The 21,337-nt window shown below is 57.1% G+C and carries 23 protein-coding genes; 12 read left to right on the forward strand and 11 right to left on the reverse strand.

Features of this window, described 5'->3' with window-relative positions:
- Window positions 1-8: 8 nt before the first annotated feature.
- A complete protein-coding gene (locus GOV79_RS06745; protein ID WP_170789147.1) occupies window positions 9-320 on the forward strand; it encodes a Dabb family protein in 312 nt (103 codons plus the stop codon).
- Window positions 321-367: 47 nt separating this feature from the next.
- Here GOV79_RS06745 and GOV79_RS06750 read toward each other — a convergent pair whose 3' ends face one another.
- From GOV79_RS06750 to GOV79_RS06765, 4 genes are read right to left on the reverse strand one after another with little or no spacing between them, the layout of a single operon-like run.
- Window positions 368-1,228, reverse strand: coding sequence for a sugar phosphate isomerase/epimerase family protein (locus GOV79_RS06750; protein ID WP_170789149.1), 861 nt, complete (start codon window positions 1,226-1,228; stop codon window positions 368-370).
- Between the two features lie 3 nt (window positions 1,229-1,231).
- Window positions 1,232-2,380, reverse strand: coding sequence for a dihydrodipicolinate synthase family protein (locus tag GOV79_RS06755; RefSeq protein WP_170789150.1), 1,149 nt, complete (start codon window positions 2,378-2,380; stop codon window positions 1,232-1,234).
- Window positions 2,381-2,389: 9 nt separating this feature from the next.
- Window positions 2,390-3,160, reverse strand: a complete 771-nt coding sequence (locus GOV79_RS06760; protein ID WP_170789153.1) for a 3-ketoacyl-ACP reductase — start codon at window positions 3,158-3,160, stop codon at window positions 2,390-2,392.
- Entirely contained in the window at window positions 3,157-4,302 is a 1,146-nt protein-coding gene (locus GOV79_RS06765; protein ID WP_170789154.1) for an acyl-CoA dehydrogenase family protein, read from the reverse strand. Before GOV79_RS06765 ends, GOV79_RS06760 begins: the two co-directional genes overlap by 4 nt.
- Window positions 4,303-4,459: 157 nt before the next feature.
- Here GOV79_RS06765 and GOV79_RS06770 point away from each other — a divergent pair, with 157 nt between their 5' ends.
- Genes GOV79_RS06770 through GOV79_RS06780 form a run of 3 tightly spaced genes read left to right on the forward strand, consistent with a single transcriptional unit; the run spans window position 4,460 to window position 6,356 of the window.
- On the forward strand, window positions 4,460-5,476 hold the full coding sequence (locus GOV79_RS06770) for an aldo/keto reductase (protein WP_170783524.1): 1,017 nt from the start codon (window positions 4,460-4,462) through the stop codon (window positions 5,474-5,476).
- Window positions 5,473-5,925: a MaoC family dehydratase gene (locus GOV79_RS06775; RefSeq protein WP_170789156.1), complete on the forward strand. Its 453-nt coding sequence runs from the start codon at window positions 5,473-5,475 to the stop codon at window positions 5,923-5,925. The genes GOV79_RS06770 and GOV79_RS06775 overlap by 4 nt, the downstream gene beginning before the upstream one ends.
- Before the next feature lie 11 nt (window positions 5,926-5,936).
- A complete protein-coding gene (locus GOV79_RS06780; protein ID WP_170789159.1) occupies window positions 5,937-6,356 on the forward strand; it encodes a GlcG/HbpS family heme-binding protein in 420 nt (139 codons plus the stop codon).
- A 100-nt stretch (window positions 6,357-6,456) separates the two neighbouring features.
- Here GOV79_RS06780 and GOV79_RS06785 read toward each other — a convergent pair whose 3' ends face one another.
- Window positions 6,457-7,227, reverse strand: a complete 771-nt coding sequence (locus tag GOV79_RS06785; protein WP_170789161.1) for a transporter substrate-binding domain-containing protein — start codon at window positions 7,225-7,227, stop codon at window positions 6,457-6,459.
- A gap of 120 nt (window positions 7,228-7,347) precedes the next feature.
- On the opposite strand from GOV79_RS06785, the gene GOV79_RS06790 reads away from it, so the two are divergent.
- Genes GOV79_RS06790 through GOV79_RS06805 form a run of 4 tightly spaced genes read left to right on the forward strand, consistent with a single transcriptional unit; the run spans window position 7,348 to window position 10,274 of the window.
- Entirely contained in the window at window positions 7,348-8,088 is a 741-nt protein-coding gene (locus tag GOV79_RS06790; RefSeq protein WP_170772181.1) for an amino acid ABC transporter ATP-binding protein, read from the forward strand.
- A gap of 9 nt (window positions 8,089-8,097) precedes the next feature.
- Window positions 8,098-8,856 (forward strand): amino acid ABC transporter permease, encoded by a 759-nt coding sequence (locus GOV79_RS06795; RefSeq protein WP_170789163.1) that lies wholly within the window; start codon window positions 8,098-8,100, stop codon window positions 8,854-8,856.
- Window positions 8,857-8,868: 12 nt separating this feature from the next.
- Window positions 8,869-9,204 (forward strand): carboxymuconolactone decarboxylase family protein, encoded by a 336-nt coding sequence (locus GOV79_RS06800; protein ID WP_170789164.1) that lies wholly within the window; start codon window positions 8,869-8,871, stop codon window positions 9,202-9,204.
- Between the two features lie 5 nt (window positions 9,205-9,209).
- Window positions 9,210-10,274 carry an aromatic ring-hydroxylating dioxygenase subunit alpha gene (locus GOV79_RS06805; protein WP_170789166.1) on the forward strand — a complete coding sequence of 355 codons (1,065 nt, stop codon included), beginning with the start codon at window positions 9,210-9,212 and terminating at the stop codon, window positions 10,272-10,274.
- Here GOV79_RS06805 and GOV79_RS06810 read toward each other — a convergent pair.
- Window positions 10,263-11,369 carry a hypothetical protein gene (locus tag GOV79_RS06810; protein WP_170789168.1) on the reverse strand — a complete coding sequence of 369 codons (1,107 nt, stop codon included), beginning with the start codon at window positions 11,367-11,369 and terminating at the stop codon, window positions 10,263-10,265. The two genes, GOV79_RS06805 and GOV79_RS06810, sit on opposite strands and share 12 nt — an antisense overlap.
- Before the next feature lie 149 nt (window positions 11,370-11,518).
- Here GOV79_RS06810 and GOV79_RS06815 point away from each other — a divergent pair, with 149 nt between their 5' ends.
- Window positions 11,519-12,100: a carboxymuconolactone decarboxylase family protein gene (locus tag GOV79_RS06815; RefSeq protein WP_170789170.1), complete on the forward strand. Its 582-nt coding sequence runs from the start codon at window positions 11,519-11,521 to the stop codon at window positions 12,098-12,100.
- A 62-nt stretch (window positions 12,101-12,162) separates the two neighbouring features.
- Window positions 12,163-13,299, forward strand: coding sequence for an aminotransferase (locus GOV79_RS06820; RefSeq protein ID WP_170789172.1), 1,137 nt, complete (start codon window positions 12,163-12,165; stop codon window positions 13,297-13,299).
- A gap of 87 nt (window positions 13,300-13,386) precedes the next feature.
- Here the strand turns inward: GOV79_RS06820 and GOV79_RS06825 are convergent, their stop codons facing one another.
- The 5 genes from GOV79_RS06825 to GOV79_RS06845 all read right to left on the reverse strand — a co-directional run bounded on the left by GOV79_RS06825 (window position 13,387) and on the right by GOV79_RS06845 (window position 19,579).
- Window positions 13,387-14,025, reverse strand: coding sequence for a TadE/TadG family type IV pilus assembly protein (locus GOV79_RS06825; RefSeq protein ID WP_170772167.1), 639 nt, complete (start codon window positions 14,023-14,025; stop codon window positions 13,387-13,389).
- Entirely contained in the window at window positions 14,025-14,630 is a 606-nt protein-coding gene (locus GOV79_RS06830; RefSeq protein ID WP_170789174.1) for a TadE/TadG family type IV pilus assembly protein, read from the reverse strand. The genes GOV79_RS06825 and GOV79_RS06830 overlap by 1 nt, the downstream gene beginning before the upstream one ends.
- 21 nt (window positions 14,631-14,651) lie before the next feature.
- Window positions 14,652-16,238 (reverse strand): TadE/TadG family type IV pilus assembly protein, encoded by a 1,587-nt coding sequence (locus tag GOV79_RS06835; protein WP_170789176.1) that lies wholly within the window; start codon window positions 16,236-16,238, stop codon window positions 14,652-14,654.
- A 590-nt stretch (window positions 16,239-16,828) separates the two neighbouring features.
- Entirely contained in the window at window positions 16,829-17,326 is a 498-nt protein-coding gene (gene aroQ, locus GOV79_RS06840) for a gamma subclass chorismate mutase AroQ (RefSeq protein ID WP_170789178.1), read from the reverse strand.
- Between the two features lie 162 nt (window positions 17,327-17,488).
- Complete coding sequence (locus GOV79_RS06845) at window positions 17,489-19,579, reverse strand: tetratricopeptide repeat-containing sulfotransferase family protein (protein WP_170789179.1); 2,091 nt, start codon at window positions 19,577-19,579, stop codon at window positions 17,489-17,491.
- Between the two features lie 213 nt (window positions 19,580-19,792).
- Between GOV79_RS06845 and GOV79_RS06850 the strand changes: the two genes are divergently transcribed.
- Both GOV79_RS06850 and GOV79_RS06855 read left to right on the forward strand, forming a co-directional pair.
- Entirely contained in the window at window positions 19,793-20,488 is a 696-nt protein-coding gene (locus GOV79_RS06850; RefSeq protein ID WP_170789181.1) for a hypothetical protein, read from the forward strand.
- A gap of 75 nt (window positions 20,489-20,563) precedes the next feature.
- Window positions 20,564-21,295, forward strand: coding sequence for a CocE/NonD family hydrolase (locus GOV79_RS06855; RefSeq protein WP_170789183.1), 732 nt, complete (start codon window positions 20,564-20,566; stop codon window positions 21,293-21,295).
- The last annotated feature ends 42 nt before the right edge of the window (window positions 21,296-21,337 follow it).

Here is a 21,337-nt window from a genome sequence, read left to right on the forward strand (position 1 = left end):
ACACAAGCATGATCCGCCACCTTGTCCACCTGCGCTTTGCTGACACCGTGTCAGAGGGTGAAAAACAAGCGCTCTACGATGATCTGGCCGCGCTTTCGGGCCATATCGACGGCATTCTGGATTTTCAGCACCGTAAGAATATCTCGGTTGAAACGCCCCTGGTGCGGGGGTTCAACGACATGTTCTGGTTTGATTTTCGGGACATTTCGGTGCGTGACGCTTACCTTGTGGACCCCACCCATCAAGAAATTGGCGGACGGATTGTGGCCAAACTGGAGGGCGGCGCGGACGGCGTCTTTGTCTGCGACATCGAGATGTAGCACCCGACAGCGCGGGTCAGTCCGCCGTGGCAGGGCCTGCGTGACGCTCAGCAACAGGCGCGAAAGCGGCTGACGATCGTGTCTAGAACCTCATCGGGGTCGTGTTTCCACCAGTTTTCAGCCGAGAAAATCTCGACCTCGCACAGCCCGTAATAGCCGGCAGATTCTACCGCATCACGCAGGGCACGCAGATCGGCGACGCCGTCTCCCATCATACCGCGATCGAGTAAGACGTCGGTCGTGTCGGCCAGCCAATCACACAGGTGATATCCCAATATGCGGCCTTGCGCTCGGCGGGCCAACGTGTCGGCCAGCGTAGTGTCCCACCAGACATGGTAAACGTCGATGGCAACGCCCACATTTTCTGCTCCAACAGCATCGCAAACATTCAGCGCATCCGCCGCTGTCATCAGACAGGTCCGGTTCCCGGCTGTCGCGGGGTTCAGGGGTTCCAGCGCTAGGTTAACGCCTCGGTCCGCTGCATAAGGCGCCGCCCGCGCCACCCGGTCGGCCAGGATTTTCTGACTGTCCAGAACGCCTTTGGTTCCGGGCTCTGGTCCGCCAGTGACGATAGTCAGGACGTTCGTCCCAAGGCCTGCGGCCTGATCGATGGACAGGTAGAAATCATCCATAATCTGCTGGTCCGAGGGCAAGGCCAGCGGCCCGGTCAGAAATGGCGTCCGGCACAGACCGACCACTTGCATCCCTGCCGCGCGCACCCGGTCGCCGATTTCTACCTCGCGTCCACTCAACTCGCGCCGCCAGAAGGTGATGCCGCCATAGCCGCGCGCCGCGCAGGCATCGATCACCTGCTCGGGCGACCATCCGGCACCATAGCCATCGAGATTATGGCCCAACGTAGCCGTATTCAGCGCCAGCGCAGAATGATCGTCAGAGAAATCTCGCAATAATCAGACCCCGTAGAGCTTCAGAATATGCCCCATGCGCGCAACCGCCAGATCAGGGTCGCGCAACAAGCCACATTCATCTGCCATTTTGAAGCAATCGGTGAAATAGGGCAAAGACCGGGTTGCCTGTGCGCCGTTCAGCATCACGAAATGATCCTGAAACCCGTTCAGCCATGCCAGAAACACCACGCCGGTCTTGTAGTATTGCGTGGGTGCTCGGAATATGTGCCGGGCAAGTGGAACGGTCGGGTCCAACGTTGCGCGGAAGGCCGCGGTATCACCTTCGCTCAGTTTGCTGACCGCATAGGCCGCCGCCGGGGCGAGGGGGTCGAATATCCCCAGCAGGGCGTGCGAAAAGCCTTGCTCATCACCCTCGATTAGTTCGGGGTAATTGAAATCATCGCCGGTATACATCTTGACGCCGTCTGGCAGAAGGCGGCGCATGATGATCTCTTTTTCCGCGTCCAATAGCGAGATTTTAATGCCGTCGACCTTGTCCGGATTGGAGCGGATCACGGTCAGTGCGGTGTCCAGCGCATCGTCAAAACCTGCGCCACCCCAATACCCAGCAAGCTGCGGGTCAAACATCTCGCCCAACCAATGCAGGATGACAGGGTGATCGCAGGCCTCCAGCACGTCGGAATAAACCGCGATATAGTCATCCGGCCCCGTCGCCACCTTGGCCAGCGCCCGAGAAGCCATCAGGATAATGCGTCCGCCCAGCTTTTGGATTGCTTCGACCTGCTCCAGATAAGCGCGGCGGACATCGTCCAGCGACGTGGCCTCAGCCGGGTCCAGATGATCCGTCCCACAACCATTGGCGACCAGAGCATCCGGCAGCTCTTCTTTCGTGCGCCGGATCAGCTCCAATGCGCCGGTCCAGTCCAGCCCCATGCCGCGTTGGGCGGTGTCCATCGCTTCGGCGATGCCCATACCCATCCCAGCCAAATAGTGGCGGAATTCCATGGTCTTGGTCCAATCCACATGAGCGGGACCTGTAGGGTCGTGATCACCAAACGGGTCCGCCACGACATGGGCAGCGGAATACAGCACGCGGGCCGAATTGGGCGTCAGCTTCGACGGCGCAACAGGGGTGCCGACAAGGGCATAGTCATGCAGCGTTCCGGCCGTATCAGGCAGTTTGATCTTCATCAGTCGACCTCAGAAACGGGGGACCAGCATCCCGGCATCGGCCGAGATCACCTGTCCGGTGGTATAGGGAAGTTTGCCGCTGGCCAGCGAGGCGATGATATTGCCCATATCCTCGGGCTGACCGACACGCGGGAACAGGGTCAACCCATCCTTGGCGCGCTGTTCATAGCTGTCGATCACCGGGGCGGTCATCTCGGTCGCGATCAGTCCGGGCTGCACGTCGTAGACCGCGATATTCTCGGGACCCAGCCGCACGGCGAAGGTTTTCGACACCATCGCCGCCGCCGCTTTTGACGCGCAATATTCCGCGCGCGGCGCCGCGACTGCGGACGCGTTTGACGAGGTCACGTTGACGATTGAATGGAACGCGTTTGCATCGCGATCCCGCGCCAGCAGACGTTTGGCAAAGGCCTGAGACAGAAAGAACATTGCCTTGGTGTTGATTTCCATACAGCGGTCATAGCTTTCTTCGGACACCTCCAACAGATCTCCGCGCTGAAGAACGCCAACGCCGGCATTGTTGACCAATGTCGTCAGAGGGCCCAGCTGGTCTTCGATGGCCGACAGTTGCGCTTCATGAGCGTCGATGGCCGAGACATCGAACGCAGCCGCCACGGCCGGAACACCAAGGTCGCGAACCCTGTCCAGCGCGGCCTGCAACTCTGCGTCCGCTTCCGGGCCGTTCACAGCGATGGCAAACCCTTGTTTTGCCAAGGCTATGGCAGCCGCCAGACCAATCCCGCGGGACGATCCTGTTACTAATGCAACCTGTCTGCTCATGTAGCAGCCCCTTTTGCAAGCAGTTCCCGTGCGATGATCATACGTTGAATTTGGTTGGTGCCTTCATAAATCTGGGTGATCTTGGCGTCGCGGTAAAGCCGTTCAACCTCAAAACCGCGAATATACCCGGATCCACCAAAGACTTGCACCGCATCCGAGGACCGCCGCACAGCCATGTCACCGGCAAAGCATTTTGCCATAGAACATGCCTTGGTTGCATCCTGACCTGCGTCGATTTTGTAAGCGGCAGAATGAACTAGCAAGCGGGCGGCTTCGACGTCTTTGGCAATATCGGCCAACAACCACTGGACACCCTGAAAATCTGAGATCGGCTTGTTGAACTGTTTGCGCTGCTGCGCATAATCCGTTGCGGCTTCTAGACCGGCCTGACCGATCCCCACTGCAAGAGCAGCGATGCCTACGCGGCCTTTGTCCAGAACGCTCATCATCATGTGGAACCCGCGCCCTTCTGTGCCCAACAGCGCATCGGCCGGCAGGCGCACATCGTCGAAGGAGAGCGGGCCAACCTGGCTGGCGCGCTGGCCCATCTTGATCTCTTTCGGGCCGCGCGTAACGCCGTCAGCATGCAGGTCGACCATGAAAATCGACATGCCGCGATGCCCGGCCTCGGGGTCGGTTCGAGCCAGAACAAAACCCACATCCGCAACGGGCGCGTTGTGAATCCAGATTTTACCGCCATTCAACACCCAGCCGTCGCCATCACGTACCGCCGTAGTGCGGATGCCAGACACGTCGGTGCCCGCTTCGGGTTCCGTTATGCAATAGGCAGGGCGCATTTTTGCGGCCAGCAATTCCCCCAACCATTTGCTTTGTTGCTCGGCCGTCCCGTGGCGCACCAGTAGGGTCGTCACCAGTTCAAGAAGGCCACATTGATCCGCGATTGAGGCGTAACCATGAGATAATTCCTCCATCACCAAGGCATAGGTCAAAGTGTCGAAACCGGGCCCTCCCAATTCTTCAGGTACGCCGATACCGAACAGGCCGAGTTCAGCCATTTGGTCATAGATTTCAGAAGGAAAACGAGAATCGCGATCTAGTTCTTCCGCGGCGGGGCGAATGACATCCTGTGCGAACTGGCGGGTCATATCGCGGACCTGGATATGTGTTTCGGTCAGAAACATGGTGGCGTCCCCAAATGTAACTAATCAGTTACTAATATGATGTCCTAGGTGCCCGCGTCAAGTGGCTTGATCGAGAGTGTGAATTGATATAAATAACCAAACAGTTACTTATGAGAAGGCAGATCGGACCGCCCCGGTTTGCGCAAGGGAGGTTTGCATGACACCAAATTCCAAGGCCAAATTCGGCCGCGTAGATCTTGAAGTATCCACCTTCGGCTTTGGCACTGCGCCGATTGGCAACATCTTTCGCGAGATTGACGAGCAAACCTCGGACGCGATGATTCAGCACGCGTGGGATGCTGGTGTTCGCTATTTCGACACGGCACCAATGTACGGCCACGGCCTGTCCGAATTGCGCACCGGTCAAAGCCTGCGCTGGAAGAATCGGGACGATTTCATCCTGTCCTCCAAGGTTGGGCGTGTTCTGAAACCGGCGCGCCGTCAGGATATCAACTTTGAACCTTGGACCAATGCTGCCCCCTTCACCATGCATTTCGACTACAGCTATGACGGTGTGATGCGCTCGTTCGAGGACAGTCTGCAACGCATGGGGCTGGAACGGATGGATATCTGCTTTATCCACGATATCGACGTGTTCACACGTGGCGACGAACAGCCCGAAGTGTTCAAGCAGGCAATGGATGGGGCCTGGAAGGCACTGGAAAGCCTGCGCAATCAAGGCATTGTCAAGGCGATTGGCGTAGGCGTCAACGAATGGGAAGTCTGCCACGCCGCCTTGGAACAGCGCGACTTTGACTGCTTTCTGTTGGCCGGGCGCTATACGCTACTGGAACAGGATGCTTTGAATAAATTCCTTCCCATGTGTGAAGAGCGCGGCGCCGCCGTTGTCGTGGGTGGGGGGTTCAACTCAGGCATTCTGGCGACCGGCGCCAAAGAAGGGGCCAAGTACAACTATGCGCCAGCCCCGGCAGACATAATGGAAAAGGTCCGTAAAATCGAAGCCGTCTGCGCCGAGTATGATGTTCCACTGCCGGCAGCCGCGCTGCAATTTGTCGTCGCCCACCCGGCGGTACCGACCTTCATGGCTGGAACACGGACGGTCGAGCAGTTGGACCAGAACCTCAACTGGTTCAGCCACGACATTCCATCCGATTTCTGGGCCGATCTAAAAACCAAAGGGTTGCTGCGCGAGGACGCTCCGGTTCCCGCATGACTGGGCTCCTAAAGGCCGGCACCTACGGGTTTCATGACCTGGAAACCGGTGATCTTATACATACCAAAACGGCCGAGATATCGGCGGACCTGATCACGAGCTTTGCGAACCTGACCGGGGACCGTTACGCGCTGCACCTGGATGATGACGTCGCGCGCGCTCGCGGCTTCAAATCTCGGGTGGCCCATGGACTTTTGGTGCTTTCGGTGGTCGATGGGCTGAAGTTCCAGGCCGAAGCAAAACTGGATGGTCTTGCTTCATTGGGTTGGGATTGGCGCTTTGAAAACCCGGTATTTGCGGGCGATAGGATACGAGCCGTTCTGACGGTGACGGCAAAACGCATCACCGCGTCTGGCAAGCGCGGGATCATCGCGTTCCACTTCGATGTTCTGAACCAGGATGATCAGCGGGTTCAGCAGGGTACCAACGAATTGATCTTTGACTTATAGATGGGGAAGAGATGTCGGTTTCGATCTCGAAAAAGATGATCACGTGCAGCGCGGCGTCCACAGCCGTTCAGGCGGCCATAGGGTACGCTCAGCAAAATGGCTGGGCAGTTGCCGCAATCGTCGTTGATGCCAGCGGTCACATGCTGGCGGCGGGGCGGATGGACAACGCGCCTGCGGCTGTTGCTGGATTTGCATTGGACAAGGCCCGAACCGCGGTTCTTGGCAAATCCACCCAGGATTTCGCAAAACGCATGCTGTCCGGGCCAGAGCTCCAACTGGGAATGGTCAATCGCCCCAATATTTGCGCATGGGAGGGCGGGATACCGGTTCACGAGAATGGAAATCTGATCGGCGCTATTGGCGTATCTGGCGCAGCAGGGCCAGAGGACGTGCAATGCGCCAAGGCCGGACTCGACGCGATCGGCCTCTGACCTCAAGCAACCAATGCCCGGCTTCTGGCGTTGCCAGTGCCGAGTGCGAACCGAAACAAAAGCCCAGCTTATGCAGCCGGGCTTTTGAGTTTTGAGCGGCTCAAAGCCCCCATTTCTCGCGGTTCTGGTCGAAGAACCCTTGGGCTTTTTTGACTTCGATCCAGTTGTTCACATAGTTGATCCAGACCTGATCGCCCTGCGGCAGGATCATCGCAATCGGCGAGGGTGACCGTGGGCCCGCATTCTTGACTCGCACAACCGGGAATTTTTCTTCCAACGTTGAGCCTTCGATATTCGAGGTGATGAACACGTCGGCACGCCCGGCGATCACCTCCTGAAAGCCGCGGGCCGGGGCCTCGACCACTTTGATCTCGGCATTCGGGAACCATTCACGCACACGTTTTTCAAAGGTGGTGCCCAAAGTGGTGGCGACCTTGACGCCCGGCTGGTTGATCGAGTCATACCCGTCGAACTTGTCAGCCTTGTCCTTGGTTGTGTAGGGGAACAGTTCGACCGAGATATAGCTGTCCGAGAACCCCGCGACCTTCATGCGCGGCGGTGAGATCGAGGCCGAGCCCGTCAGGTGGTACTTGCCTGCCACGACGCCATTGACCAGTGTTTTCCAGTCGGTCGGCACATACTCGACCTCAACCCCCAGATCGGCGGCCAGTTCGTTCATGATGTCGATGTCATAGCCCTTGTAGCTATTGGTCGCCGGATCGCGCAGCGACATAGGGTTCCAATCCCCAGTGGTACCCACCTTCAGCACGCCGGAATCCAGCACCTCGTTCAGGGCCGACTGCGCGTTGGCTGCACCCGTCACGACCAGACTAAGCGCCGCAATGGCGGCGGCTTTGCATATACTCTTCATGGACTTCTCCTGTTGGTGGTGTTTCGACTTCGTGGCCGCTTTCGTGGTTGATTTAAGCGCAAAGCCAAAGATAACCTCAAGAAAATATTCTAATATCAACAAAAAGGGGCAGGTCGGCCAATGTCAGAAGCCGCCATAGAACTTGCGGGCGTAAACAAATGGTTCGGCGACTTTCATGTTCTGAAAGACATCAACCTGACCGTGAATGCCGGGGAAAAGGTCGTCATTTGCGGCCCTTCCGGGTCGGGCAAGTCCACGGTTGTCAGATGTATCAACCAATTGGAAAAGCACCAGAAAGGCGCGATCCGGGTGGATGGGGTCGAGCTGACCGACGATCCCAAATCCGTCGCCACGATCCGGTCCGAGGTTGGCATGGTGTTTCAGCAATTCAACCTGTTTCCGCATCTGACCGTGCTTGAAAACCTGACCCTCGGCCCGATCAAGGCGCGAGGCCTGTCCCGCAAGGAAGCCGAGGAAAAAGCCCGCCACTATCTGGACCGCGTCCATATCCCCGATCAGGCCGACAAGCGCCCCATTCAGCTTTCGGGTGGCCAGCAACAGCGCGTCGCAATTGCCCGCTCTCTGTGCATGGAGCCGCGCGTATTGTTGTTCGACGAACCGACCTCGGCCCTGGACCCCGAGATGATTTCCGAAGTGTTGGACGTCATGGTCGAACTGGCGCAAGAGGGGATGACCATGGTTGTCGTCACGCACGAGATGGGTTTTGCCCGCAAAGTGGCCGACAAGATGATCTTCATGGATGCCGGTGAGATCGTTGAGGAAGGGCACCCCGAACATTTCTTCACCAACCCGCAATCCGAGCGCTGCCGCAAATTCCTGTCGCAGATTCTACAGCACTGAGAGAGGCCGATGAAAAAACTTCTGCTGATCGTGCCCTTGCTGTTGCTGGCGAGCTGTTCTTCGTCCCAGACTTGGGGCTGGTATGTGATCGACCCGACCACGCAATCGGGCTGGACGAATGTGAAATTCCTGATCTCGGGCATGTGGGCGACGATCCAGATCTCGCTGATCGCCGCCGTGCTGTCGATCGTACTCGGCCTGATGGTCGCGCTGCCCGGCCTGTCAGAGAAACGCGGCTGGCGCTGGGTCAACCGGATCTATGTCGAATTCGTTCGCGCGATTCCTCTGCTGCCGATGCTGTTCTGGGTGTTTTACGGCCTGCCCATCGTGTTCCAGTCCATGGGGTTGAACATCCCAATCGATCCTTTCTGGGGCGCGATTATCACGCTGGCGATTTCCGACAGCGCCTTTACGGCCGAGATTTACCGCGCGGGCATTCAATCCATCGCGCGCGGCCAACGCGAGGCGGCGCAGACCATCGGGCTGAACTATGTGCAGACCATGCGCTATGTGATCCTGCCACAGGCGATCCGGCGCATTCTGCCGCCGCTGGCCAACCAGTTCATCTACATCGTCAAGATGAGCGCCTTTGCCAGCGTCATCGGGATGCAGGAACTGACCCGCCGCGCGAATGAGTTGGTGGTGACGGAATACCGCCCGCTGGAGATCTATACGCTGCTGATTTTCGAATACCTGATCCTGGTTCTGATCATCAGCGCGGGCGTACGCTGGCTGGAACGCCGCATGGGCGCGGATGAGCGCGGATAAGGAGAAACAGTAATGGGCTGGAAAGACTTCATGGCCGAGACCGAGGCCAATATCGGCACCCTGTCAAAAGAAATCCCCGACACCGTGCGCGGCTTCGGTATCATGGGCAAGGCGGCGAAAACCGACGGCGTCCTCAGCGAAAAGACGAAGGAATTCATTGCTCTGGGGATTGCTATCTCCACTCGCTGCGACAGTTGCATCGGGTTCCACGTCAAGTCCCTGGTCCGTCTGGGGGTCACGCGCGACGAACTGTGCGAGGCCCTGTCCATGGCCACCTATATGGGCGGCGGCCCATCCTTTGCCTACAGTGCCAAAGCACTGAAAGCCTTTGACGAATTTTCGGAGTAACCCCCATGCGCCCTGATCTGGCCGGAGCTGAAGGCTACATTCGCAACACCTGGTATGTCGCCGGACGGTCTGAAGATTTTGGTCGCAACCTGACCGCCCTGCGTATGTTGGACGAAGAGATTGTCATCTACCGCGACACCGTTGACAAAGCCATCGCGCTGGAAGATGCCTGCCCACACCGCAAACTGCCCCTGTCCCAAGGGACAATCGAGGGCGACCACGTGGTCTGCGGCTATCACGGGCTGACCTTCGGCTGTGGTGGCGAATGCGTCAGTGCGCCGACCCAGTTGGATAACCCCCCGCGCCGCGCCGCAGTGCATGCCTATCCGGCCGAGGATCGCTGGGGCTTTCTGTGGCTGTGGATGGGCGACCCGGAGGAGGCCAGCACAGATGACATCATCGACATCCCCAATTTCGACAACCCGGACTGGGGCAAGACCCAAAAGGGCGCGATGGAGATGGCATGTCACTACCTGTATATTATCGACAACCTGCTTGACCCCAGCCATGTGGCCTGGGTGCACCTGACCTCGTTCGCCGGGGCCGGAACCGACAACCGCCCGCTGGATCTGGAGGAAACAGAGAACGGAGTCATCGTCTCGCGCTGGATCGCGGATGAGCCCGCACCACCCTATTACGCGCCGATCCTGCCCTTTGGTCCAAGCTGTGACCGCAAGCAGCACTATGAATGCCGCCTGCCCGCGACGGCGATTAATATGTCCGTCTATACTCCAACGGGCGAGGGCGGGGCGGACCGGCCCTTTTCAGCAAACGCGTTTGTCAATATTTCGTACAACTTCATCACGCCGGTCGATGGTGAGAACTCACGCTATTTCTGGTTCCAGCATCGCAACATGCATGCGGATGACGCGGCCATGTCTCAGCGTATGTTTGACGGTGCAGTCATGGCGTTCAACGAGGACAAAGAGGTGCTGGAACATGTCCAGACCGGCATGGCGCGCCGTAAGACAGGGTATATCAATCTGGGGCTGGACGCAGGCGCCATGCGGTTCCGGGCCCGTGTCGCCAAACTGATCGCCGGGGAAGAGGCCGCGCGACTAGCCGGCTGACAACCGGCCGTTCGGGCCTTGACCGACCTGTTGCGCAGGGGCGTCGAACACGGCCCGGATGCTGGGATAGGCCTCAAGAATATCGGAGCCGCCCTCAATCAGCTCGGGCCGGAATACGCCGTGCTCCCACACGGCAACGCCGTCGACGCGGATTGTGGGATCCAGCACGTTCAGGCAGATCTCACCCGGCGCATAGTTTCCGCAGGTATGGAAATGCATCAAACGGGGGTTGCCAAAGGCCGAGCCGCTCCAGCGTTCGTAATTCTCATGCGCGGGGGTGGGGTAGGCGCAGCCAGGGTGAATGCCTGCGTGCCAGGAATGCATTGTCATCGGGTCTAGGTCGAACATCTGGCCGACCTTCTCGTAGTGCATCTGCGCGCAATGCACGTCCATCGGATGGCCCGAGAAGCCCGTTAACCTGTTGTCTTCAAACGCGACCGCAAGCGGTTCCTGCAAATCGCAGCCATATGGTTCGTAGAATTTCGACCCGGTCCCGACCAGAAACCCATCCTGTATGACCACGCCCGAAAACCCCGCCGAAGGTACCGGCGCAAAGACCGACATTGGAAAGCGGGTCACGCTGACATCCGCCGCACTGGCGGTCGGGAATGCAGCGCCCGGTCCGCAGAAATCGGTGCCAAGCGGGCAGGTGACATGAATGTGCGTCGCATCCGCCAGCGCTGTGTTCACCGCATTCTTAAGCGCGACAAACCCCGCGTAATCGGCCGAGCCAAATCCCGATCCCAACATCTCGACATCCAGCGCATAGGACATGATCGGCCGGATATTCGTAATCTCGGGATTAAAGCGAAGCTGATCACCCGTGCGCGACAGGAACAATGTGCGATCGGCTGCCTTCATTTCAGCCACGACGGACTGCGGCAATCGCGCTTCCATCGGGTCAAAGGGTATGGTTTGCACCGACGCCCTGACGCCGTTCTGACGGGCGCATTCCACAATAACATCAGCGATCTCGGAATCGTAATAGGCGTAGTCGGGGTCTTCGCGCAGCACAAGAAGGTGGTCGCCTGACGACAGCCCGGCGCAGTTGAACAACAGGTTTTCAGCGCCCGCTTTCTGGTTCGGACGAATCATGATGGTGGCTCCTGCGCGATGTCACAGTGCAGACTATCCCGCTCACGATCCTGTGATCTAGCAAAAATGACTGTGCAGGAAAAATATCTGCTGACACCCGCGTTGCCTTCGCCCATAACCTGAGGTCGTTCTAGACAGGAGGCCCCGGCATGAGCGCTTGGATCGAAATGGTTTCGGATGATCAGGCCGAAGGCCGGTTGAAAGAGCTTTTGGACAAGGCTCGCACCCCGCATGGCACGGTCGACACCGTCATGCGCGTCCATTCCCTGCGGCCCGAAACGATGAACGGGCATGTCACGCTGTACCGCTCGGTCCTTCATTCCGACGACAATCAGCTGCCGTTTTGGTTTCTTGAGATTGTGGCCAGCTATACTTCGATACTGAACGATTGCACCTATTCGCTGACCCATCACTTCATGAATGTGCGCAACCTGTTGAAAGACCAACCCCGCAGCGACCGCATCTTTACTGCCCTGAAGGCGCACCGCCCCGAGGATGAGTTCGAGGGCAAAGAACTGGCGTTGCTGCGATACGCGGGCAAATTGACCACCGATGTCGGCCGAATGGTGAAATCGGACTTTGAGGCTTTGAAAATCGCAGGTTGCTCTGACGGACAGATCCTCGAGGTCAATCAGGTCTGCGCCTATTTCAACTATTCCAACAGATTGCTCAACGGGCTTGGTGCAACGACCGAGAATGATGTCATCGGCTACTACAAGGCCGATGAGTAACCACTATAGGGGCCGCGCAACGCGCCCCTTGGAGAGCGACGAACTAAAACCACGAGGCGACAATGCACATCAAACCGTTCGGCGTTGAAATGTGGATGAACGAGTTCGAGACAACTTGCGAGCTCAACCTGGCCGAAACCTGTGTGGAATCCATCACGTTGGGCGAGTTGTTTGAGATGTCTGGTCAACACAACAGCATTCTGAATGACCTTTCGGCGATGAAGATGTCCTATGGCGCAATCGAAGGGTCGGATCGGTTGCGCGATGCAATCGGCGGCATGTACGAAACCCTGAACCGTGACAATATCCTGACCACCCATGGCACCATCGGTGCCAATGCACTGGTACATCAAACGCTGGTGTCGCGTGGGGATCACGTGATTTCGGTCATTCCGACCTATCAGCAGCATTATTCGATACCCGAAAGCATTGGCGCAGACATCCAACTGTTGCACCTGCGGTCAGAAAACGCGTTCCTGCCCGACCTGGACGAGCTGCGCGCGATGATCCGCCCAGATACGCGGTTGATTGCGATCAATAACCCCAACAATCCAACCGGTGCGCTGATGGATCGTGCGTTGCTGGACCAAATCGTGGATATCGCCCGAAGCGTGGACGCCTGGCTGCTATGTGATGAGGTGTATCGCGGCACCGACCAGACCGGCGACGGGTTTACCGCATCGGTCGCGGATATCTACGAAAAGGGGATCAGCACAGCCAGCACCTCAAAGACGTTTTCATTGGCGGGGCTGCGCGTGGGCTGGATTGCCGGACCAAAAGACATGCTGAACCAGGTGATGATCCATCGCGACTATAACACCATCTCGGTCGGTGTCGTGGACGAGTTTCTGGCCGCAATCGCGCTGGAAAACCGTGACAAGATACTGGCCCGCAGCCAAAGGATCACGCGCGAGAACCTTCAGATTGTAAAGGACTGGATCGCGTCGGAACCTCTGTTGAGCTGGGTCGAGCCTATGTCCGGCACCACCGCGCTGCTAAAATACGATCTGCCGATGACATCGCGCGATCTATGCGTCGCGCTATTGCAAGAAGAAGGCGTGATGCTAACCCCAGGCAGCGCGCTGGAAATGGAAGGCTGGCTGCGGCTGGGCTATACTAATCCGACGGCAGATCTAAAGCTGGGGCTGGAACGTTTTTCGGGTTTCCTTACTCGTCATCGAGCCCACACAAGCAGCTGAAAACAAAAGCCAAGGGCATAGCTTGTGTGTTTGCTTGCGGTCCGAAAGCGGCTGAACAAAGGCCACTTCAAGTTGTCGAATACGTCTTTAGTTGTTGAAGCAATCCAAAACAATGGGGTTCCCGTCCACATCTACAGCGCCCACATCAAATTTGATTTGAGGCGCGATTCGGGGGCGCGTGAAGGCAATCGAGGCGTATCTGCTTGGCGAGATGATAAAATCACCCAGCAAAGGAGTGTAGTCCAAAAAAGACTCGGTCATCAGCATCGTGTCGCCTTGCGCGAATAACGGAATGCGACTTGCGTACAAATCTATTTCGTCATTTGTCAGGTCCAACAGCCCGTCAGTGGATTCTGACCAACAGAACTCCAGCACCCGTTGCGATTCATCCGCGCAATTTTCGGTACATTCGACCGTCGATATGCGCAGCTCGGTTGGATAGCCGTTATCAGTCAGGAACCTAAAGACACTGTCCATCCCGTCGAAATAGTTGGCATCAATAAAACTGTCTTCACGGCTAACCATGTCGGATACCGTATAGGTCGCCTTCGACTGGATATAAGACACCCGGATCGCGTCCTGGACCACAAGGCCGCCAGAGGTCAGTAGAATCAAAAATGGAAGCACCATCCCCATTTCCACAAGTGCTGCGCCGCTTGTGTCATCTTTAAAGCGGAGGATTGCACAATGAATAGCGCGGGCATGTGTCTTGAGTTTGGAAAACATCAGAAGGGCTCGTTCACAAAGGCAGATTTTGAAACAAGGGCGAAATTGCCGAACTCATCATAGCGTGGCAAAGACCGCAAAGCGTCCATCGGGGGAAACAGAGAGCGCTGGATCAAACAGGCGCGTGCAATCATCAACTGATTTTCGATACCTGCCGTGAAATCAATCGGCGGCATATAGCCGTCCTCGGGAGTCGTATCCAGGCAATTGGTTTGACCCAGATCCAGATTCCAAACCGATCTTTCAACTTCGCGCACCTGCAACAACAGGCTTTCCGAGCAATCCCAGAGAATGATCCGAGCCAGCGTTTTGGCACACATCGCATCTTTGACGCTGTCGTGGTCTGGGTTGGGGATCAAACCCAGTCGCAATTCGCGAAATGTCTGGTCGGTTACCCGATCGAGAGAGATCTGCCGCATCTTCAGATGGGCAAACTCAAGCGTCAGAAAGAGCATCAGCAAAAGCAATGGCAGACAGAGCGCGTATTCGACCAAGACCGCACCATCTTCGTTTTTGCGCCAACCCCGGATGCGCTGAAAAAAGGTCCCGTTTGCACGCTCGCGCGTTGGTGCAGAAGGGGTGGGGATTTTTGCGAAATTCATCATGATTCAAACACTCCAACTCAACTACTGCGTAAGGCGCAGGCGGTTGATTTGACGCGCAATCGATTGAAACGCCGAGTCGATGTCCAAGCTATTTACGTCATAGAAAAAGGCGGGGGACGAAGCGCAATCCAGCAAAGTTGCGTCACCCTGCGCATAGGTATCCATACCAATGGTAAAGATAGTGATGCCGTTATCTTTCGCTGCTTGACAGATTGCCGACGTGCGCGGGTTTTTCGAGGTGTTTACCGTTTGGTCGATAATCCGGTTGTAGTGGCCGACAGCGCTCCTGCGTCTGTCAACTCTGGCGAGAACAAGCTCGGCAAATCTGTATACCGGGAATTGGGTCCATACCTCTGGCCAGGTCAATTGAACCAACGTTCCGTTCGGTCGGCTCACCCACCGGGCTGTAGATATTTCGAAAAAATCGTTGCGGGTTCTGGGGCGGTTCTGGAAATAGTAGAACCTGTTTGTTCCACGTACCTGGACCACAGGTGAATTACCGGTCCTAAACGGCGGCTTGACGTCATAGCTCTGCGTGTTTTCTCCATCCGACATGACGATCAGATACTTGACTGTCTCATCGCTGGTGAATTCGTCGGGGACACCGCGCACGGCCGGACCAGACAGATATTCAAACCCCGGCTCAGTCGACAGAGATGACAAAACCGGTCTCAACGTAGGGTCCAACAAAGCGGCCCCCCATTTCGTCGCCATTTCAATCGAGGTAAAGCCGCCCGGCTGCATTGCTCTTATGCGCGCTTTCAAGACTTCGGGGTCTTCTGACCACGGTACAATGTCACGGGTCGCCGAATCTGTGGGGCAGGCGACCGTGCCACTGGTGACCGAACGAGCCCCCGTGCTTGGAGCATGATGCGCTGTCCGGTTCAACAAATCCGTCGTTGAAATCGCCGTGGTCTGATAATCAACCTCGTCGCTGAACGTCACGCAATGGGACAGGTTGTGCTCTGCCGTAACCGAGAAATTGCTCAACAGGGCTTCGCCAACCGAAACCTGTGTCGCAAAGGGTACGAGCGATATCGTTGTTCTCCCAGGCTGTCCAGGTCTGGGTTGCACCGCATCGACAAAAGCCTGGGCGGCAGGGATCAAAAGATCCATCCGGGACGGCGTTGACGCCGGGCCGGACGTCGCGCCCGGTGCCCAGGACATTGATCCTGAGTTGTCGAGCGCCACGGCAATTTCCAAATCCTGACGCGATTCCGTAGCGGCGCCGGCGACGGCCACATCCCAAGCTTCGTTGCCGACAACACGGGACAGGTATGCCGGGAGACGTTCACTGGCTTCGATCGATACGGTTCGCTCTGCAATGCCGCTGACAACAGTTACGTTGTCCAGATTGTCTGCCAAACCTGCCTTGGCGAAAAAATCTTCGACCAAATCCTCGGGATCGAGCGTTTGCTCCAAATCGGCTGCCGCCAGGCTGGCTGCATCGGTTGTGTTTTGCAGCTTAACCCGTGTGTCCTCGGTCAGCGCTAATTCGAAGGCATATCCGATGAAGGCCATCATCGGGATGACCATTATCGCAACCAGAACCAAAACACCGCCTTTGGTGTCGCGCCGAAACCGCTCAGGTAGGCCCCCGGAATTCATTAGATCGCAGTGTGGTTTCTTGTGTGAAGGTGCTCTGTTTTGCCCTTCGTTCAAATCCTCAAAACTCATACCCATCTGAACAACTCATTAAGTGTTGGAACCGTTGAAACGTCGAAAAACAAACAAAACTTTACACCAAAATGAACCATTGATGAACCCAAAATGAACAAATTCCGACAAGATTTGGCCACAATCGTTAATTTGAAATAGTCGTTGAAGTAGACGCAAGGTTGCTGGAACCTTGTTTGCGCTTGGCAGCAGGTCAACACTCAGGTTTATAAAATGGCTTTTTAATCATGATGTTACGCCGAGTTGCACGCGATTGGAGAAGCTTTTCCAAAAAAGACTCCGCAGCCTTTTGGCCACGAAGCAAACTACCAACGCAGATGTGGTGGTTTTGTTGTGCCCTGACTCTCAAACCTTTGAAATTCAGCTGATTACTCCGGATTTCGGCGACGATAGGGCTTTGGCGGCTGCATTGTTTGCAAGAATCAAAGCAATGTTGCCTCTGAGCCAGTCGTATCAAGCGTGAAACCGGAAGTACGCATGGGATCGTTTGTCCAATAGCAGGCAGATCGCCGACGGTTAGATCACTGCGCCAAGGTCACTTGTTTGAGCCCGTCGAAAATTTCAGATTTCGCATTTTCACTCAGACAGGGAACGGACAATGCCATATCAAAATCTGCGTGGTCTGTATCGTCAATTTTACCGTTTTTAGAAACTTCGTTGCCCAATTCGGTCAGGATAGTTTGACCTAACCGCAGCAATTCAGGACGGATATCAGCCACAAGATCAGGCGGGTTTGGTACCGGAGAGTCGCCGCCTTGCCACTGGCTGATCCAGCACCGCTGGATAGCCTTCGCTGCTTCGATCTGAGCGCGAAAAAACATCTGGACACTGGGGCCGGACAGACCGGCCTGTTGGGAAGCTTCCACAGCGGCTTGCAGAACCACCGCTTCACGCGCGAGGTCTTCCACGTCGACCTCGTTTCGATACTTCCACGCGGCGACACCCTTCATCCATGACAGACGGTCGTTGATGGAATTAAACAGCGCATCCGTATCTGCGCGCGGCTGCGCAGAAGTCACCAAAAGCATGCAGACAAAAAGGCAAAAAGTCCCAATAGATTGTTTTAGCATGATCTCTGATCGTTATTTGGGGCGCCGCCGGTGCCGCAGAACTTGCGACTGTTCATAGTTTGTTTAGCCCAATGCGTTGTTGCGAACCACAAGAGTTGCGGACAGGGTCGTTCAGGGGCGGTTCTCTAAGATCGTTTTGATCAAAGGTTGCAGGTGTTTTTCGTACCGGCGCCACTTCTCTTTCGACGTCGTATAGAGAGGCTGGCGCACCTGCTGCACGCTGGCGGTGCGGACCCGGCGTTTGCCGGTATAGAATTCAAGGCAACTTTCTGACCAGTCCAACCCGCAATAGTCGATGAGCCCGCGCGCGACCGTGTCGATATCATCCACTAGCGCCTCATACCGGATCGTATGAAAGGCACCTTGCGGCAACACCGTCTGCCAATGCCTCATCAACCGCGTGTAGGCGTTGTAGTAACGCCCCAACTCGACTTGGTCATAGCTGTGCAACTGGCTGCGTTCGAACAGGCGTGTGTAGCAGGACAGGCAGATATCCAGCGGGTCGCGGGTAACGTGAATGATCCGGGCATTGGGCATCAACGCATGTATCAGGCCCACCAGTTGGAAATTCGCTGGCATCTTGTCGACCACATGGGGCGCTTCACCGCCCAAACGGGACAGAATGGCCACGTAGTCTTCGGCGCGGCGGGTCAGATCGGCGCTCGACAGACCGTTAAGGGCGTGCGGTACGTTGTTGCGCCCGTCAGGCAGCGCGCCAAAGAGCTGTTGCATTTCATTCAACTCTCCGGCCCCGGCCACCAGCGGGTGGGCGTCCAGAATGGATTCCGTCAGCGTGGTGCCCGACCGAGGCATTCCCAGCACGAAAATCGGTTTTGCGCTAGAAACGCCATGGCGGCGAAGCTGCGCGATCCGGTCGGCTGTAAAGGTAGCAATCAGATCGTCGGTCAGCTTGTCCGTCTCGGCCGCATCGTAGGAGATCAAAGACCGCTTCAACTGCGCGCCTGCCTCGAATTGCGCGAAGGCCTCGTCATAACGTTGTAGCTTCTCGTAGCATTCCCCCATCGCAAACCGATACGAGACCGCCTTTTGCGGCAACATCTCGGCGGCCTTTGTCAAAGCCGCCTCCAAAGCTTGAAACACCGGACTATCCTCGGTGATCTTATTCAGCCGCGCCAAGGCGATTTGCGCGCTTAGCGGATCATCCGAGGTTTCGGCGGCGGCGGTGAACGCATCCCGCGCCGCGTCGAAATCGCCCTGTTCCATCGCCAGATGCCCCAGCGCCAACCGACTGGAGGTCATGTCCGGCTTGATCGCAAGCGCTTTGGCATAAAGCGCACGTGCGCTATTCTCGTCCCCCAAATGCGCTTGGACCAACGCCATTTGATGGCAAGCCACCGCGCTTTCGGGGTCCAGCTTCAAGGCTTGTACAGCCTCGATCAACGCCAGTTTGGGGTGGTTCTTTTCAAACAGGACCTGCGACAAACCCACGTAGCTTTCCGTCTTTGTCCCATCCAAAGAGATGGCGGCGCGAAAGGCTTTCTCGGCCTCATCCAAATTGCATTCCAACAGCGCGATACGGCCAAAATTGCGGCGCAGCTCAGCATCGCGCGGCGCAGTTTCGGCATGTGCTTCTGCCACAGAGCGGGCGGCGGCGACATCTTCAAGCTCAATCAGGACCGAGATCAGGTTGTTGGCGGTCTCGGACGATGCTGGTTGAAGCCGAAGCGCCTGACGGTAAAGCTTGGCTGCCTTGGCGCGGTCCCCCTGATCACGAGCAATGCTGCCCAGATTGTTCAAAGCCCTATCCAAATCAGGAGACAGAGCCAACGCCCGTTCTTGTGCGGCGCGGGCTTTCTCAAGGTCTTCAAGGTCATAATGAACCAGACCGAGGTTGGACTGTGCCGCCGCATGCCCCGGCGCCAGTCGGACTGCCTGTTCCCCGGCGGCACGGGCCTGATCCAATCGCCCTGCACTCCGCAGAATTTCTGTGTAGTTGGCAAGGTATTGTACGCTGTCGGGGCGCAACTGAACCGCGCGCTCAACCGCCTGTATGGCTGCATCGGTTTGTCCGGTTTGGAACGCGATCAGGCCCAATATGTGATGCGCGTCCGCATGTTTGGGGGCGGCGGCGATGATTTTGGACAAAAGCGGTACGGCCTGCGCCAGCGCACCCTTTTGGTACTGTGCCATGGCCAGCGAAAACGCCTCCTGTACCGAGATCTGCTGACCCTGCGCAGCCATGATGCTCCTCCTCTGACACGTTGCCCGGTTATTCGGATCCGGGCTGTTGTTGGAAAGGTGGTAGAGCATTCCCGACAATGCGTCCATCCGCAAGCCACGGCGGGTGTGGGGTCGCTAAAGGCGATGATGACGTTTTCGTGTGATTAACTGCATAGACCCACGGCAGTTTCAATTTTAGCATGGGGTAGAAATTTACAGAAAAGGTGAATTGCAATGTTCCCAGACCGTAAATCCGTCCTCCCGCTTCTTGTGATCGCATCGACCGCCATCGCGGGGACCGTTCAGGCAGACGACACCGATACCGAAAAGATGTCATTCTTCATCACCAGCGTCGGGAAAGGGGATGGTGCCAATCTTGGCGGTCTGGAAGGGGCTGATGCCCATTGCAACGCATTGGCCAACGCTGCCGGTTCATCCAAGACTTGGGCGGCATATCTGAGCACAAGCATGATGATCGACCGCAGCACCGACCCGATGACCATCACCAACGGTATATCGGCGCGGGACCGGATCGGGACTGGCCCGTGGTATAATGCCAAGGGGGAAATGATTGCGCAGGATGTCGACAGCCTGCATTCGGACGCGGTCAATATCAGCCTGCAAACCGCGCTGGATGAAAACGGCAATCCGGTGAACGGGCGGGGCAGCAAGCCCAACCGGCATGACATTCTGACCGGCTCGGACAGTGCGGGGCATTTCTCGACCTCGGGTGGAGACAGCACATGCAGCAACTGGACCAGCAACAGCTCCGACGGATCGGCCATTGTCGGGCATCATGATCGCGTTGGGCTGAACGATGCGCGCAACATGGTGTCGTGGAATTCGTCCCACGGCTCGCGCGGGTGTGGCGAGGGCGATCTGCCCCGGTCTGGCGGCGCTGGCCTGTTCTATTGCTTCGCGGTCGAATAGCCTGATCCTGAAAACGTGACCGCAGCGCATGGGGCAGGGGTGTTAGAGTTCTCGCGACCGAGTTGGGAGAATTCCATGACCAGACTGCTTCTTGCGTTTGCAGCCCTTTTTCTTGCCACCAGCGCCGCGTTTGCCGAAACCGTGCGGTTCAAGGCGGCGGACGGAGTTGTTGTCACCGCCGATTTTCAAAAGCCCGGTGCCGCCTATGACACCGTCCTTGTCCTTTATCACATGGCCGGGGCCAGCCGGGGCGAATATGGTGATATTGCCAAGCGGCTGAACGAACTTGGCTATGCATCGCTGGCCGTCGATCAACGCTCGGGCGGCAAGTTTAACGGCGTAAAGAACGAAACCGCCGCCAAGGCAGGCGGCAACGTGGCATACACCGAAGCGATCCCCGACATGCAGGCGGCGTCAGCCTGGGCGCGTAAGAACGCGGGCGCGCGTCACGTCGGAGTTCTCGGGTCCTCGTATTCCGCGGGTTTGGTTCTTGTCCTCGCCGCGCAGGATCGCAAATTCGCCGATGCTGTCATGGCCTTTTCGCCGGGTGAGTATTTCGGTGGCAAGACCTATGTCACCAAACGGCTGGGTGATTTAAAAGATCCGGTCTTTCTGACCTCGGCCCGGAATGAGGCCGGTCAGTGGAAGCCCTTCGCGTCCAAAATCGCCGGTCCCGTCACCGGGTTTCAACCAGACGGGCGGGGTCGGCACGGAGCGTCGGCTCTCGTCAGTGCGGGTGGGGCCGAATACTGGGCGGCACTAACCGCTTTTCTAGCCACGCACCTACCGGCAAAGGGAGGGAGTTGAGCGCATACCGCTCAACTTCTTTTTGACCTCGCTGCCCGGGTC

Origin of the sequence: Ruegeria lacuscaerulensis, assembly GCF_013034745.1 — a bacterium.
Lineage (GTDB): Bacteria > Pseudomonadota > Alphaproteobacteria > Rhodobacterales > Rhodobacteraceae > Ruegeria > Ruegeria lacuscaerulensis_B.

What these genes read in the sequence shown, in the direction of transcription:
- GOV79_RS06790 (WP_170772181.1), top strand. Translation starts at nt 7,348, where the DNA reads ATGTCAGAAGCCGCCATAGAACTTGCGGGCGTAAACAAATGGTTCGGC.
- GOV79_RS06835 (WP_170789176.1), bottom strand. Translation starts at nt 16,238, where the DNA reads ATGAATTCCGGGGGCCTACCTGAGCGGTTTCGGCGCGACACCAAAGGC.
- GOV79_RS06855 (WP_170789183.1), top strand. Translation starts at nt 20,564, where the DNA reads ATGACCAGACTGCTTCTTGCGTTTGCAGCCCTTTTTCTTGCCACCAGC.
- GOV79_RS06815 (WP_170789170.1), top strand. Translation starts at nt 11,519, where the DNA reads ATGAGCGCTTGGATCGAAATGGTTTCGGATGATCAGGCCGAAGGCCGG.
- GOV79_RS06745 (WP_170789147.1), top strand. Translation starts at nt 9, where the DNA reads ATGATCCGCCACCTTGTCCACCTGCGCTTTGCTGACACCGTGTCAGAG.
- GOV79_RS06785 (WP_170789161.1), bottom strand. Translation starts at nt 7,227, where the DNA reads ATGAAGAGTATATGCAAAGCCGCCGCCATTGCGGCGCTTAGTCTGGTC.
- GOV79_RS06795 (WP_170789163.1), top strand. Translation starts at nt 8,098, where the DNA reads ATGAAAAAACTTCTGCTGATCGTGCCCTTGCTGTTGCTGGCGAGCTGT.
- GOV79_RS06810 (WP_170789168.1), bottom strand. Translation starts at nt 11,369, where the DNA reads ATGATTCGTCCGAACCAGAAAGCGGGCGCTGAAAACCTGTTGTTCAAC.
- GOV79_RS06755 (WP_170789150.1), bottom strand. Translation starts at nt 2,380, where the DNA reads ATGAAGATCAAACTGCCTGATACGGCCGGAACGCTGCATGACTATGCC.
- GOV79_RS06800 (WP_170789164.1), top strand. Translation starts at nt 8,869, where the DNA reads ATGGGCTGGAAAGACTTCATGGCCGAGACCGAGGCCAATATCGGCACC.
- GOV79_RS06850 (WP_170789181.1), top strand. Translation starts at nt 19,793, where the DNA reads ATGTTCCCAGACCGTAAATCCGTCCTCCCGCTTCTTGTGATCGCATCG.
- GOV79_RS06845 (WP_170789179.1), bottom strand. Translation starts at nt 19,579, where the DNA reads ATGGCTGCGCAGGGTCAGCAGATCTCGGTACAGGAGGCGTTTTCGCTG.
- GOV79_RS06830 (WP_170789174.1), bottom strand. Translation starts at nt 14,630, where the DNA reads ATGATGAATTTCGCAAAAATCCCCACCCCTTCTGCACCAACGCGCGAG.
- GOV79_RS06805 (WP_170789166.1), top strand. Translation starts at nt 9,210, where the DNA reads ATGCGCCCTGATCTGGCCGGAGCTGAAGGCTACATTCGCAACACCTGG.
- GOV79_RS06820 (WP_170789172.1), top strand. Translation starts at nt 12,163, where the DNA reads ATGCACATCAAACCGTTCGGCGTTGAAATGTGGATGAACGAGTTCGAG.
- GOV79_RS06760 (WP_170789153.1), bottom strand. Translation starts at nt 3,160, where the DNA reads ATGAGCAGACAGGTTGCATTAGTAACAGGATCGTCCCGCGGGATTGGT.
- GOV79_RS06765 (WP_170789154.1), bottom strand. Translation starts at nt 4,302, where the DNA reads ATGTTTCTGACCGAAACACATATCCAGGTCCGCGATATGACCCGCCAG.
- GOV79_RS06775 (WP_170789156.1), top strand. Translation starts at nt 5,473, where the DNA reads ATGACTGGGCTCCTAAAGGCCGGCACCTACGGGTTTCATGACCTGGAA.
- GOV79_RS06780 (WP_170789159.1), top strand. Translation starts at nt 5,937, where the DNA reads ATGTCGGTTTCGATCTCGAAAAAGATGATCACGTGCAGCGCGGCGTCC.
- GOV79_RS06825 (WP_170772167.1), bottom strand. Translation starts at nt 14,025, where the DNA reads ATGTTTTCCAAACTCAAGACACATGCCCGCGCTATTCATTGTGCAATC.
- GOV79_RS06770 (WP_170783524.1), top strand. Translation starts at nt 4,460, where the DNA reads ATGACACCAAATTCCAAGGCCAAATTCGGCCGCGTAGATCTTGAAGTA.